Annotated in this window: 8 protein-coding genes; 6 read left to right on the top strand and 2 right to left on the bottom strand. The window is 43.9% G+C overall.

Annotation, left to right across the window (positions count from 1 at the left end; genetic code table 11):
* Positions 1-386: 386 nt before the first annotated feature.
* The 4 genes from def (at position 387) to V7K55_RS08140 (ending at position 5,152) form a co-directional block, all read left to right on the top strand.
* The gene (def, locus tag V7K55_RS08155) at positions 387-950 is read left to right on the top strand and encodes a peptide deformylase (RefSeq protein WP_334829992.1); all 564 of its coding nucleotides are present in this window, start codon (positions 387-389) and stop codon (positions 948-950) included.
* Positions 951-960: 10 nt separating this feature from the next.
* Positions 961-1,164, top strand: a complete 204-nt coding sequence (locus tag V7K55_RS08150; RefSeq protein WP_334829990.1) for a hypothetical protein — start codon at positions 961-963, stop codon at positions 1,162-1,164.
* Between the two features lie 526 nt (positions 1,165-1,690).
* The gene (locus tag V7K55_RS08145; RefSeq protein ID WP_334829988.1) at positions 1,691-2,497 is read left to right on the top strand and encodes a PD-(D/E)XK nuclease family protein; all 807 of its coding nucleotides are present in this window, start codon (positions 1,691-1,693) and stop codon (positions 2,495-2,497) included.
* A 159-nt stretch (positions 2,498-2,656) separates the two neighbouring features.
* Positions 2,657-5,152 (top strand): single-stranded-DNA-specific exonuclease RecJ, encoded by a 2,496-nt coding sequence (locus tag V7K55_RS08140; RefSeq protein WP_334829986.1) that lies wholly within the window; start codon positions 2,657-2,659, stop codon positions 5,150-5,152.
* A 572-nt stretch (positions 5,153-5,724) separates the two neighbouring features.
* On the opposite strand, the gene V7K55_RS08135 is transcribed toward V7K55_RS08140, so the two are convergent.
* Positions 5,725-9,738, bottom strand: coding sequence for a tetratricopeptide repeat protein (locus tag V7K55_RS08135; protein WP_334829984.1), 4,014 nt, complete (start codon positions 9,736-9,738; stop codon positions 5,725-5,727).
* Positions 9,739-9,795: 57 nt separating this feature from the next.
* Positions 9,796-10,122 carry a hypothetical protein gene (locus V7K55_RS08130; protein WP_334829982.1) on the bottom strand — a complete coding sequence of 109 codons (327 nt, stop codon included), beginning with the start codon at positions 10,120-10,122 and terminating at the stop codon, positions 9,796-9,798.
* 307 nt (positions 10,123-10,429) lie between these two features.
* Between V7K55_RS08130 and V7K55_RS08125 the strand changes: the two genes are divergently transcribed.
* Positions 10,430-12,853, top strand: a complete 2,424-nt coding sequence (locus V7K55_RS08125; RefSeq protein ID WP_334829980.1) for a sucrose synthase — start codon at positions 10,430-10,432, stop codon at positions 12,851-12,853.
* A gap of 231 nt (positions 12,854-13,084) precedes the next feature.
* On the top strand, positions 13,085-15,422 hold a 2,338-nt coding region (locus V7K55_RS08120; RefSeq protein WP_334829978.1), incomplete at its 3' end, for a glycoside hydrolase family 65 protein.

Here is a 15,422-nt window from a genome sequence, read left to right as displayed (position 1 = left end):
ATTTCTGCAAGCTGCACACTCGTGACTTCCAGGCATGAGTTAAGCGTTCCATATTCTGGTAAACTATATACATAGCGAAAACTGTAGCTAAACTGAACCACGATAACTAAAGATATGGGGTTCTATTAGGAAATAGATACTTTTGTATCGATCCTCTAGTAGGTAAAATCTTTAAGGTACAGAGGTTAAACATACTTAACTTTTTAGGTACTTGTTTAAGAGTCGCCGCTGGTGCGTCGGAGACTTATCAAAACGCCTGTGGAGAACTTGTTAGTCCTGAATTTCTTTAGGCAGAGATCGTTGAAGCAGGAATCACGCGACTTCAAGTCGTGTGAGGTTCAAAGAATGAAAATAGTACGAATTTTCACCACTAGCCATTGAGACTCATGCCTTCTGAAATTGCTGTAGAGAAAAAAAAGTTAAAAAATCCACCTTTGGAGCTTCACTATTTAGGCGATCGCGTGCTGCGTCAAGCTACAAAGCGGATTTCTAAAGTAGATGACGAACTTCGCAAAATGGTGCGTGAAATGCTGCAAACTATGTATAGCAAAGATGGCATTGGTTTGGCTGCCCCCCAAGTGGGAATTCACAAACAACTAATTGTCATCGACCTGGAACCAGAGAATGCAGCTAATCCGCCTTTGGTGTTGATTAACCCCGTCATTAAACAAGTCAGCCGCGAGATATCTGTTGCCGAAGAAGGATGCTTGAGCATTCCCAATGTATATCTAGACGTAAAGCGCCCCGAAGTCGTGGAAATCGCCTACAAGGACGAATACGGTCGTCTTCGGACATTAAAGGCTAACGACCTTTTAGGACGCTGCATTCAGCACGAGATGGATCACCTCAACGGTGTGGTATTTGTAGACCGTGTAGAAAACTCCTTGACTTTAGCCCAGGAGCTATCTAAAAATGGCTTCTCGTATCAAGCGGTCAAACCAATAGCATAGGGGGCTAGCAGTGTATTTAACTCCAAAAAGCGGTTTATTTCTAGGTGGTTCTTGTGTAAGTGCGATCGCAGCCGTCGGTTCGATTTTTGAACTCAGTTACGGACAACCAGATTTGGGTTTTCAAGCCACGGCGATTATCCTCGCATTGAGCATTCCACTCACCGGATTCTTTTTCTTTGCCGCAGTGAAGGATGCAAGGGCTAACATGAAGTAAGCATCAGGTACATAAAAAAGGTAAGAGGATGGAGGAAAAGGCAAAATTCATTCTTTTACCTTTTATTTTTATTTTATTTTTCGGTTGTTCTCAGGCTCCCAAGGCTTTGAGATGATCTATCTGTGCTGATGTTATAGCGTTTCTTAATCATACGAGTTACATCATAGCCCCCTCCTCGCTTGCGGGGAGGGGGTTGGGGGTGGGGTTCTTGTACCTCACTCAACTGAGAACCGCTATAAGCCGGTGATGCCAAAAATATTCATTCATTCATCGGGTCTATCGGCTCTGAGAGTTTTTAAGCGATCGCCTGTTGTCACATTCCAAAGTTGAATTGTCTGAATCTTGGCTACCAAAAATTAGAGTTTAACCATCACGACTAAAGCCAACTGACCTTACCCAATTATTCACAAGCAAGGTTTTGAGACACTTGCTCATGTAGATATCCCATAATTTTACAGTTTGGTCTTCATTGCCGGTCTGTGTAGACGCGGTTTCTAACCGCCTTTTTAACTTCTAAAATAGAAGAATGCTGTTAACTCCGACTCAACTACTGCGACTGTCTCAAGGACAACTCAACTTACTAGAAGCTTGTCCGCGGAAATTTCAACATACCTATCTCGAAAAACTCAATTCGCCCTCAAATCCAGAACAAGAAGAACGGCAAACTTTGGGTAGTCGTTTTCACTTGCTTATGCAGCAGCGAGAAATGGGTTTGCCAATTGATAGTTTTCTGCAAGCCGATGCTAAATTGCAAAGCTGGATGCTAGCTTTTGCCGATGCAGCCCCAGAAATTTTAACGGCTGCATCTGATAATCAAACTTTCCGTGAGAGTGAACACTATCGAACTCTACAAGTTCAGAATTATTTGCTGACGGTTATCTATGATTTATTGATTGCAGATAACCAACAAGCGCAAATTCTCGACTGGAAAACTTATCCGAAACCACCCAATAAACGCAAGTTAGAAGCCAACTGGCAAACACGGCTTTATCAGTATGTATTGGCGGAAACTAGCGACTATTTGCCAGAAAATATTTCCATGACTTACTGGTTTGTCCAATCGGAGGGTAAACCGCAAAATATTAAATTTAATTACAATACTGTTCAACACACACAAATAGCAAAGAGACTTAATCAACTATTAAGTCAGTTAACTAATTGGCTGGAAGATTACCAAAATAACCAGCAGTTTCCTCAAGTTGCGGAGGGTAGCAAAACCTGTGATTATTGTCAGTTTGCTAAAAGGTGCGATCGCGATCGCACACAAGTTCCCGAAGAAGCAGTGAAAGACTCATTGCCAAATTTTGACACCATTCAAGAAGTCTCCCTTTGATTTTATCCGCAGGATTTTTTCTCCTGTATCTCCTGGAAACTTAAAAAGTAATATAAAATCCTTTTTGTAAATCTAAAGCAGCTGATAAAATAAATTTTCTTAAATCAATTCCCTAGTAAGTGAATCTCAAACAACTGAGGATCAATCCTCGATTTAACAATGTTAGAGCAACAACAGTGGACTATAGCAGCAACCGAGCAACCCCCGGAGTGGTTTATCCAAGCGGTGAGACAGCATACACCCGCATCAAGTGGAATATATGCAGCACAATTGTTGTGGAAACGGGGAATTAAAGATAATCAACAGTTAACAGCTTTTATCAACTATAAAGCTTATCAACCAGCGAGTCCCTTTGAGTTTGGGCAAGAAATGCACTTAGCGATCGCGCGGTTGCAACAAGCATATAACGCTAAAGAGAAAATTGCTATCTGGGGAGACTTTGATGCTGATGGGATTACTGCCACATCTGTACTTTGGGATGGATTAGGGCAATTTTTTACACAAAATACTCAGTTATTTTACTATATTCCCAATCGCCTGAAAGAATCTCACGGACTGAATAATCAAGGGATTGATAATTTAGCAAACCAAGGTTGCAAATCAATTGTTACTTGCGATACTGGTAGCACGAACATTGAGGAAATTATTTATGCCAAACAGCTAGGCATAGATGTAATAGTTACAGACCATCATACTTTACCTACCGAACGCCCACCCGTCGCAGCAATTATCAATCCCCGCTATTTTTCAAGGGAACATCAGCTATTTAATCTTTCTGGGGTAGCAGTAGCTTATAAGTTGGTTGAAGCACTGTATCAAACTCTGCCTAATGTTGCAAAATATCCCTTAGAAGATTTATTAGATTTAGTAGCAGTCGGATTAATTGCCGACTTGGTGCAGTTAAGCGGAGATTGTCGTTATTTGGCGCAGTTGGGAATTCAACGACTGCAAGCAGATTTTCAACAGCCGCCAGCAGTGCGTCGCCGTCCGGGTGTAGGGCGATTATTAGAATTGTGCCAGAAAAATGGCGATCGCCCCACAGATATTTCTTTTGGTTTGGGGCCAAGAATTAACGCCGTCAGCCGCATCCAAGGTGATGCTAGTTTTTGCGTTGAATTATTAACCAGTCGAGATGCCAAACGTTGTCACGAATTAGCCGAAGTTACAGAACTCGCCAACACCAGGCGCAAATCTTTGCAAAAAGATGTGCAAGCGCAAGTAGCACAAAAACTTACTCAATTAGACTTATCAACCACCAGCGTCATAGTCTTAGAAGATGCCCAATGGCCTGCGGGTGTATTGGGCTTAGTTGCGGGACAGATAGCGCAAGAAACAGGCCGCCCGACTATTTTGTTGAGTACAGAGGGATTGGGGACTGGGGACTGGGAACTGGGGACTGGGAATCAAGGACAAGGGGGAATTATTGAAGAAATCTCTTCCCAATCCCCAATCCCTAATCCCCAATCCCTAGCCCGTGGTTCCGCCCGTTCGGTGAATTCTGTCGATTTATACCAACTGGTAAAAGACCAAGCACATTTGTTACATCGCTTTGGTGGACATCCCTTTGCGGCAGGTTTGAGTTTGTTGGTGGAAAATATTCCTTTATTTACAGCCGCAATTAATCAGCAGTTGCGGCAATCTTTAGGTAGCACAACTTTAACGCCAACCGTGCAAGCAGACTTGACGGTAACAGTTGCAGACTTGGGGAAAGAGTTATTTTTGGAATTTAAAGTACTAGAACCTTGTGGAATGGGTAATCCTGTTCCGAAATTATTAATTCAAAACTGCCGGTTTGAAAATGCTTGGCATCGAAATCAGCAGGATTGGCAAGGGAAAAAGGTACAGTACATTAAAACCGAGTTTGACATTCGGGATGATTCCGGCAAAAGTGCTTTTCCTGGCTTGTGGTGGGGACACTATAAAGATGAATTACCCATAGGAAGGTGTGATTGCATAGCCGAATTAGACTACAACACCTTTAAAAAACGTTATGAAATCAGATTAATTGCCGTGCGTCCTAGTGTTGACTCAGCACTTAACACTCGAAACGGGCTAAACGCCCCGTTACCGCTAACACCACTCATATTAGACTTACGACGGAATCAGAAATATTCAGAACAGGCAACTCAAGACGGGCTAAACGCTCCGCTAACAGCATTGATTCTTGAAGATTGTCCCACGAGTTGGGATAATTTACGCTTATGGTTGCGGCGATGTCTAATGACAAGCCGCTCTGCGTCTACCCTTGACAATCAGCAACAATTAGCGATCGCTTGGTCTAAACCCAAGCACCAACCACCCAATCAAATTTGGCTGACTCTTGTCGGAATTGCTAAATATCTCAGTCGCACAAGTCAACCAGTTACCCGCATCCAACTTTTAGATAAAATTGGCATCAGCGATCAAACCTTACTTGTAGGAATCAAAGCTTTAAAATCTTTAGGGTTCACAGTCAAACGACAAGACAATGATTTACAATTTGCCTGGCATTCAAGCGATCGCACAGAAAATCTTGCTGATGCAGCAGTGACAAAGTTTTTAGCTGCTATCCGCGAAGAACAATTCCAGCAACAGTATTTTGCTGACGTGCCTTTATCTACTATTATGGCGATCGCACTCTCCGACAACCAAGGCATAAGTATAAAAAACTGCTGAACGAGTATCAAAGACTCTTTAATGGAGTTCAGAACCTCTTTAATGAGTATCAAAGACTCTTTAATGAGTATCAAAGAGTCTTTAATGAGTATCAAAGACTCTTTAATGAGTATCAAAGCCTCTTTAATGAGTATCAAAGACTCATTAATGAGTATCAAAGACTCTTTAATGAGTATCAAAGACTCTTTAATGAGTATCAAAGACTCTTTAATGAGTATCAGAGGTTCATTAATGGAGTTCAAAGACTCGTAGATAAATCAGCTTGACGCAAAATAGGCGATCGCTGCCAACCTGAAAAGCCAAATTCAATTCTGACTTTCTTAATTACGAACTACGTTAGCGATCGCGCAGCGTCTCGTAGAGAAGCGGTAGCGATAGCGCAGGGTGAAAAGTATTTGGCTGTGATTTTAGGCACTTAGAGATCCCCCCTAGCCCCCCTTAAAAAGGGGGGAACCGGAATTAAAGTCCCCCTTTTTAAGGGGGATTTAGGGGGATCTGAAATGTTTTGCTACCAACGAGAGGACTTGTTCATTCATCCTCTTAGCGACGTAGAAGCGTCGGAACGAGCGTCATTACGAATTACGAATTAAATCTTGTACTCTCGCTACAACTTGACTCAATCTTTCAGCATCAGGAGATTGGATACGCTGTAATATCTCCAAAGCTGGCTGCAAATAATCTAGTGCTTGATTGTAATCGCCCTGTTGTTCTGCTATATGTCCTAACCACCACAACGTCATCGCCTTAGTTTGGACATCGCCGATTTGTTCAGAGATAGCGAGGGATTGTTGATAAAGGGCGATCGCTTCTTCTATTTCTCCCCTATCGGCTTTGAGCATTCCCAATTGGTGCAACGTCGCCGCCTTGCCTTTGACATTGCCGATTTGTTCTTTGATCGCGAGGGATTGTTGATAAAGGGCGATCGCTTCTTCTATTTCTCCCCTATTGGCTTTGAGTATTCCCAATTGGTGCAACGTCGTCGCCTTGCCTTGGACATCGCCGATTTGTTCAGAGATGGCGAGGGATTGTTGATAAAGGGCGATCGCTTCTTCTATTTCTCCGCTATTGGCTTTGAGATATCCCATTTCGTGCAACGTCGCCGCCTTGCCTTGGACATTGCCGATTTGTTCATCGATGGCGAGGGATTGTTGATAAAGGGCGATCGCTTCTTCTATTTCTCCGCTATTGGCTTTGAGATATCCCAAGTTGTGCAACGTCGCCGCCTTGCCTTGGACATTGCCGATTTGTTCTTTGATCGCGAGGGATTGTTGATAAAGGGCGATCGCTTCTTCTATTTCTCCCCTATCGGCTTTGAGCATTCCCAATTGGTGCAACGTCGCCGCCTTGCCTTTGACATTGCCGATTTGTTCTTTGATCGCGAGGGATTGTTGATAAAGGGCGATCGCTTCTTCTATTTCTCCCCTATTGGCTTTGAGTATTCCCAATTGGTGCAACGTCGTCGCCTTGCCTTGGACATCGCCGATTTGTTCAGAGATGGCGAGGGATTGTTGATAAAGGGCGATCGCTTCTTCTATTTCTCCCCTATTGGCTTTGAGTATTCCCAATTGGTGCAACGTCGTCGCCTTACCTTGGACATCGCCGATTTGTTCAAAGATAGCGAGGGATTGTTGATAAAGGGCGATCGCTTCTTCTATTTCTCCCCTATTGGCTTTGAGTATTCCCAGTTGGTGCAACGTCGCCGCCTTGCCTTGGACATTGCCGATTTGTTCAAAGATAGCGAGGGATTGTTGATAAAGGGCGATCGCTTCTTCTATTTCTCCCCTATTGGCTTTGAGTATTCCCAATTGGTGCAACGTCGTCGCCTTACCTTGGACATCGCCGATTTGTTCAAAGATAGCGAGGGATTGTTGATAAAGGGCGATCGCTTCTTCTATTTCTCCCCTATTGGCTTTGAGTATTCCCAGTTGGTGCAACGTCGCCGCCTTGCCTTGGACATCGCCGATTTGTTCTTTGATGGCGAGGGATTGTTGATAAAGGGCGATCGCTTCTTCTATTTCTCCCCTATTGGCTTTGAGATATCCCAAGTTATGAATAATTGCGGCTTTTTCTTGTTCGTCTTCTGCGGGACAGCTATCTAAAGCTTGTTGATAATACTCTTGAGCTTTTATGACTTCACCTAGTTCTTGTTCAGAACGGGCTAAGGCATGTAACACTAAAGAATCTTCAGCAATTTCTAAAGTAGATTTGCACAATTTCACAGCTTCTCGAAATCGGCTTTGATTTCTCCAACTGTGTGCCAATTTACCTGCTATTTTTATAGCAATATGATCTATCTGTCCTCGCAACGCCAGCCGATGAATTTCTAAACCTTGTTCCTCGGTTGTGGTTTTGATCTCCTCCCACCAAAGACGATACAACACCTCAGCCGCTTGCTTATGCAAAGCTTCCCCATCTCCCGGTAACTGCACAGGCAAAATGCGCGGCACTCGTAACGCCTCATCATGGCTCACCTCCAACAGCCCCAACGCCACTGCCCGACTAATATAATCTGACAAATTGGCGATAGTCTCACAAACTGCGGCTAAAGCTTCCCTCGGTACTGGTAACTCAAACACCAAACCCCGTGACAACATCTCCCGCATGGTTGAATCCATCTGTTGCAGCAGCGCCTCAGCCAAAACTTGCTCTCGCAACTCCACCGGATCTGCTGCCAACCGGTTCAGAATTGCCCCCACATCCACACTTCCATCATCCCCCCGCTTCATTTCCTCCCTTATCCTGTCCCCCCTCCTCGCTTGCGGGGAGGGGGTTAGGGGGTGGGGTGCTAACAATTTATCCAACCATTCCAGCAAGCGGGGATTACCATCAGCCAACTTCTGCGCTTGCAATTTTAACCCCTCATCCACCTGAGATTTAGCACTAAAAGCAGTGAGGCGATTAAACTTTTTTTGCAAATCTGCGCCTTGCAGTGCATCCAACGGCTGCTTATGGAAATACTGCAACTGGGTAAATTCAAAATCGTAACGGCAGGTAATAATGATGCGGTGAGAAGTGGAATTTTCTTTAATTGCCCAAACTAAAGCTTTCATTACCTCTGCTGCTTCCGCTTGCAGCACATAACTCTCATTGCGGGGTTCCAAATTTCCTTCAAAGTCATCCAGCACCAACAAAAACGGCTTTGCTTCTTCATGCAACTGACAGAAAACTCGCCGCAGCCGAAACTTCAATTCTTCATCGTAATTTTGTAGGCTTTTGCGTTGTTCGTCGTCATCCAACTTTTCCGTTAAACGACTCACCAAACTAGCTTCATCAATTCGCCCAACCCAAACAACCCGCTCAAAATTTGGCAGTCTGTCGCACAGCCTAGCTGCTAAACTACTTTTACCCAAACCGCCCATCCCATGAATCAACACCCCAACTTCATCGGTTGATTGACTCAGCACCCGCAAACAACTTTGCAATTGCCGGCGACGACCAACAAAACTTTCCCGCGTCGGGACTTTCACCTTACCCGCAGGATCTAAAAACTGGGTAGAAACAGAAAGCGGTGGTGCTGGTTTCCGTCCACGAGTCCGCAAAGGTGTAACTAAAGAACTTGGTAAATTACCTGCTGCATACAGCCGCAATAAATGCCAATCCCGCGCCTTGTTCTTAATTAATGCTTGGTAGGTACAAGCAACAGCTTCGGTGATTTGCTTCCCCGCAGATAATTCCTCATACAATGCAGCAGCTGCGGCTGTTGCATCAGAATCTAAAACCTTTTGACCCCAACCCAAAACCGCTTCTGCACCCGATTTCAGCAATTCTTCAGCCATTGACGGCACAGATCCCGAATTGCCAGCTTGCCCAGTGCGACAACCAGAGAGGAAAATCAGTTTAGGCAGTCTAAATTGTAATTCTTTGGCGATATCCCCAGCACTGGCATAGAAAGCTTCACCGATTGCGGTTTCTGTAATAAAGCGCGGTTGTCCATCTTGGAAAGTAGCATGACCCGTCAAGTGTAAAACATCAAAATAATCCCTGTCGTAACCATCGACTAAATAACCCAACTCCGATAAACAGCCGCTTTCTTCCACCGTCAACGCTAAAGGTTGTCGCTTTGTCGCCTCCAAAATCCGTGCTTCCTCTCCCTCAAAATCCAGCACAGGTTTGACATCCAGGGGCGAAGTAGCCATAAACAAAACTTGCAGCGCCCGGTTTTCTGGTTCCCCGTCAATAGTTAATTTTTTTACCGTGCTATCCGACACCCAACGCACGGGGACAATCGCCGGGACTCGCTGAACCAAAAAATTAACGCCATCGTGCAGCACTTCCCAAGGCAAATGGGCGAGTTTCTCAGATGTGGCTGCGATCGCCAACACAATCCCCTCACGCTTATACTTATCTAGCAAAGGTTGCAGCCAGCGATCGCTTCCATCTAACCAGTTATACAACCGCCCTCCAGTTACCGGATAATCCTCTGGTAAATCTGAAACGTAATAATCTCTCTCAGCCAACTTAATCAAGTCGGCGATTTCTGACAGAGGGAGCGATCGCTTTTCATACTTATTTGGATTATCAATAAAGTAACGTAACTCTACGTAATTCTCATCAACTGGCTTGAGGTCGAGGTGGAGCGTTTGCACGTTCTGAATTTTGAGACTTCAGTATTTATCCCAAGTCTACCACCCCCAATTCCGTCTCTACGATTCTAAAATTTGGCGAATCTCTTCTATGGTTGCATCCTTTAAAAGCAATCTTCTGCCATTGCGCCCGACAATCAACACCTTTTCAATTTTTTTACCAGACTGTTTAGCTTGATACTCTTGATACCACTTACGGATTTGTTCAGCAATGGCGATTCCTCCGCCAACAATACTAATAATAGTTGCAACCGTTGTAACTACTGGCTCTCTTTCCTGTGTGTCTGAACTAACGGTATAATTGCCCGATATACCGGGAATTGCCAAAAGCGCCTCTGTTGCTGCGATCGCATCTTCACCCGCGATCGCCAATTGAATTTCTGCCATAATCTTTATCTGCTAATTACTTCAGCCCGATCTTAAAATAATCCCACCACAATTTCTCGGTTTCCCTATGTTGTAAATTCTTAACATGGTTTACAACGAACGCAATTCTTTATGCCAGTAAAGCAAAAGCCCTAACTCCTAATTCCCTCATCCCATAGATTTGAAGTCCTCGCAGTGTTTCATCCCAGAGCTAGACGTAAGTTTTCTTCATAGTTACCTACTATTAGATCGGAAATGTACCTCACTGAACCGGAGACTGAGATAAAAATGAGGTCGTAGACTAGCTAAAGTTTTGGAATTCTTCATCATGTATGAACTAGTTCAAGCTGTCTTCAACGGTGATGAAAAAACTGCTCTACATCAGTTGATTTCTACGTTGAGTGCTTCAGGTAAAGGTTATTTTCTAAGAAATGAGATTTTGCAAGCTTTTGCCGATTACTGTCATCAATCGCAAAAGCCAGCCTATTTTTACCACTCTTCTTCAGTTGGTAAACTGATACAGTACACTCACGAAATAATTATCGAAGAAAAAAGTACGTGGTTCGTGGTTCGACCAAAGATTGCTAACCAGGAGGTTTGGCGACTGACAGCCGATTTTAATAACTTCGAGCAGATGACACCGCAAGTACTGCTAGATGTAAGAGATCGCTTAGTCAACCGCTACCAACCCGACATCCTCGAAATCGACCTCCACCCCTTTTACGAGGGTTCTCCCAGAATTGACGATCCCAGAAATATTGGTCAAGGTTTAGCCTTCCTTAACCGTTACTTGTGCAATCAATTGTTGACTGACCCCGAATATTGGCTAGAAATGTTGTTTAAAGCACTAAAGGGGCTAAAACACGATGGGGTTCGCCTACTGTTTAGCGATCGCATTCCCTCCGGTATTCAGTTAGCCAAACAAATTAAACTAGCACTTAATTTGCTAAATGAGCGATCGCCTCATGAACCTTATGAAAAATTTCGCTTAGACCTCCAAGAACTCGGCTTTGAGCCGGGTTGGGGTAACACTGCGGCGCGAGTCTCCGAAACCCTAGAACTCCTCGACCGACTCATTTACTCTCCAGAACCTGGCATATTAGAAGCATTTATAACCCGCGTCCCTGCCGTTTTTCGCGTTGTCCTCATTTCTATCCACGGCTGGGTTGGACAAGAAGATGTTTTGGGAAGAGATGAAACACTCAGTCAAGTTATCTACGTCCTTGAACAAGCTCGCAGCTTAGAAAATGAACTGCGCGAACAAATAACACTTGCTGGACTAGACCAGCTAGATATTAAACCCCACGTAATTATTCTCACCCGACTAATCCCCAACTGTGAAGGAACATTTTGTAATCTGCGCCTAGAAAAAGTTCAAGATACTGAAAATGCTTGGATATTGCGCGTTCCTTTTGGTGAATTCAATCCAGAAATCACCAACAACTGGATTTCTAAATTTGAGATTTGGCCTTATTTAGAACAATTTGCCATAGATGCACAAAAAGAATTATTAGCTCAATTTAAAGTCAAACCTAATCTGATTATTGGCAACTACAGCGACGGTAACTTAGTGGCTTCTCTTTTATCTCGCCGGATGAAAGTTACTCAGTGCAATATTGCCCATTCTTTAGAAAAGCCTAAATATCTATTTAGTAATTTATATTGGCAAGATTTGGAAGATAAATACCACTTCTCAGCACAATTCACTGCTGATTTAATTAGCATGAATGCAGCCGACTTTATCATCACATCCTCCTATCAAGAAATTGTCGGCACACCAGACTCCATAGGTCAATACGAATCATACAAGTGCTTTACTATGCCGCACTTGTATCATGTGGTTGATGGGATTGATTTGTTTAGTCCTAAATTTAACTTAGTGCCGCCGGGAGTAAATGAGAATATTTTCTTTCCCTATAGCCAAAAAGAAGACCGAGATTCTCACCTTCGGACACAAGTCCACGACTTACTATTTAGCCGCGAAGACCCTCAAATCTTTGGTAACTTAGATCGCCCTAATCAGCGACCAATCTTTGCCGTTGATACCATTACTTCAATCAACAATCTCACTGGTTTAGCTGAATGCTTTGGTAAAAGTCAGGCGTTGCAAGAACGTTGTAACCTGATTATTTTAAGTAGTAAACTGCATCCAGATGAAGCTATAAACCCACAAGAAGCAGAAGAAATTCAAAAACTCTACGACGTTATCGATCGATATCATCTCTCTGGCAAAATTCGCTGGGTGGGGATGCGTATCCCTAGTAGTGAACTCGGCGAAGCCTACCGGGTAGTTGCAGATTCTCAGGGAATTTATGTCCATTTTGCCCGCTTTGAATCCTTCGGGCGGAGTCTTTTGGAAGCGATGATTTCTGGCTTGCCTACTTTTACTACTCAATTTGGCGGTTCTTTAGAAATTATCGAAAACCAAGAAAACCGATTTAATATTAATCCTACGGACTTAGAAGAAACAGCAAGGAAAATTATAGAGTTCCTTGACCAATGCGATACTCACCCTGAATACTGGCACGAAGTTTCAGAATGGATGAGTCAGCGAATTCATAATCGATATAATTGGCAGCTACATAGTAATAAATTACTATTGCTTGCAAAAATGTTTACTTTTTGGAACTTTGTTGCACCAGAGAATAACGAAGCCAGAGATCGCTATATGGAAACCTTATTTCATCTCATCTATAAACCTAGAGCCGAAAAGATTTTAGAAAAGCACATGGGGGTAATTCGTAATTCGTAATGCGCTACGCCCCGCTACGCTAACGTAATTCGTAATTGGGAGTAGATTGGAGATTTTGAGTATATAAAGGGGAGTTAGAACTTGAAGCATTAAGCTTAGAGACTCGTTCATCCACCTCGGAACTCCGTTCATCCACCTCAGAACTGGATGAATCCACCTTAGAACTCCGTTCATCTCTCTCAAATACTCAAAATTCCTATTTCCTATTCCCTAATCACTACTCCCCATTTTATGGAAACAAAAGGCCGTTCTCGCCATTTTATTTACACAGACTGGATATTAATCGAAACCCAGTTTGACCCTGAGCAATTACAATCTAAAGAAACCGTCTTTACAATTGGCAATGGATACTTGGGAACAAGAGGCAGTTTTGAGGAAGGGTATCCTCATGCATTACCAGCTACTTTTATCAACGGTGTCTACGACGATGTGCCAGTGGTGTACACTGAACTGGTAAATTGCCCTGACTGGCTACCCTTAATAGTGATTGTAAATGGCGATCGCTTCCGTCTCGATCAAGGTGAGATATTAAGCTACGATCGCCAACTCGATCTCCGTCAGGGAATACTCATTCGGGCTTTACGTTGGCGTTCTCCCAGTGGAAACACTATAGACATCAGCTTTGAACGCTTTGCTAGTCTTGCAGATCCCCACGTGTTAGCGCTACGCTGCCATTTAACGCCAATAGATTTTGATGGATTAATCGAAATTCAAGCTAGTATCAACGGCTATCCCGAAAATCAGGGTTTCAATCACTGGGAAGGACTAGATCAGGGCAAAACAGACCAAGGAATCTGGTTGCAACGCCGCACCCGCCACTCCCGAATTGAACTTGGTATGGCCGCTAAGGTGACAATATTAGGCGCTGAAGCATCTTTGCAAGTCAATACTGCACCTGGTTATCCAACCTTAAGCACTAACTTTTCAGTTAAGGCACAACAGACTGTAACAGTAGAAAAATTAGTGACAGTTTTCACCTCACGGGAGATTGATACCCCAGTCTCAGCTGCTCAAGAAAAACTCGCACACCTGCCAGATTATGCAACACTAAAAAAAGCCAATGAGCGGGCATGGGAAGAGGTTTGGCAGCAAAGTGACATCCTCATTGAGGGGGATAGCACAGCGACTTTTGCTGTTCGCTACAATCTGTTTCAGCTGCTGATTGCTGGCCCACCCAATGATGACAGGGTGAATATTCCTGCTAAAACTCTTTCGGGATTTGGCTATCGCGGTCATATATTTTGGGATACAGAAATTTTTATGTTGCCCATGTTTATATTTACCCAACCAGCGATCGCCCGAAACTTACTTACTTACCGTTGGCGCACCTTACCAGGAGCTAGACGCAAGGCAGCCCATTACGGTTATAAAGGGGCAATGTTTGCCTGGGAAAGTGCTGATAGTGGAGATGAAGTAACACCACGTTGGGCACTCGGAAATGATTTTTATGGTGAAGACGTGCGGATTTGGTGCCGCGATCGCGAAATTCATATCAATGCAGATATTCCCTACGCTGCTTGGAATTACTGGCAAACCACTGGTGATGATGAGTGGATGCAAAAGTGCGGCGCAGAGATAATCTTAGATACCGCTATCTTCTGGGCCAGTCGGGTAGAATTCAATTCTGAACGCCAACAGTATGAAATTCGGGGCGTAATCGGAGTGGATGAATACCATGAACTCGTTCACAACAACGCCTTTACAAACCGGATGGCGCAATGGCATTTAGAGAAAGCGATCGCAGTTTATGATTGGTTGGTTCAAAAATTCCCCGAACGAGCCAGAGAATTAGAAGAGAAACTGCAACTCACCTCAGAACAGCGATCGCACTGGCAAGATATTATCGCCAAAATATTGTTTCTCTATGACCCATCAACAGAACTCATTGAGCAGTGCGAGGGATTTTTCCAATTAGAAGATATAAATTTAGCAGCCGATCAAGGGCGCGATCGTTCCATGCAAGCTGTCTTGGGTGTCGATCAAACTAACAAATATCAAGTAATAAAACAGCCAGATATATTAATGCTTCTTTATTTAATGCGAGAATCAGCAGATTTTCCCTACAGCGAAAAAGCATTGCAGGTAAACTGGGATTACTACGCACCCCGTACAGATATTACTTATGGTTCGTCTCTTGGCCCAGCAGTTCACGCCATCTTAGCTTCCGATTTGGGCAAATCAACCGAAGCTTACGAAGTATTTATGCACGCGTTAATGGTGGATCTTGAAGATAACCGAGGTAACACCAGCGATGGAATTCATGGCGCTAGTGCTGGCGGTATTTGGCAAGCTGTAATTTTTGGATTCGGTGGCATCCAAATCACCGAAAATGGCCCCGTAGCCACTCCCCATCTACCCGAACGCTGGACGCGCCTAAAGTTTAAACTGCGCTGGGGCAATAAATGGCACGAATTCGATCTCCGCAAAGGACAAGTCGCACAAGATATAACTAGTCAACTAAAATATCTCCAACTTTCCCTATCCCAAAATCCCCCTTTATCCCCCTCATCTTCTTCATCCCCCCAAATCCCCAATCCCCAATCCCCAATCCCCAGTCCCCAATCCCCAG

The organism is Nostoc sp., assembly GCF_036919895.1.
GTDB lineage: Bacteria > Cyanobacteriota > Cyanobacteriia > Cyanobacteriales > Nostocaceae > Nostoc.
Note: the sequence above shows the minus strand (reverse complement) of the source record. Positions and strands in the feature narration are given on the sequence as shown.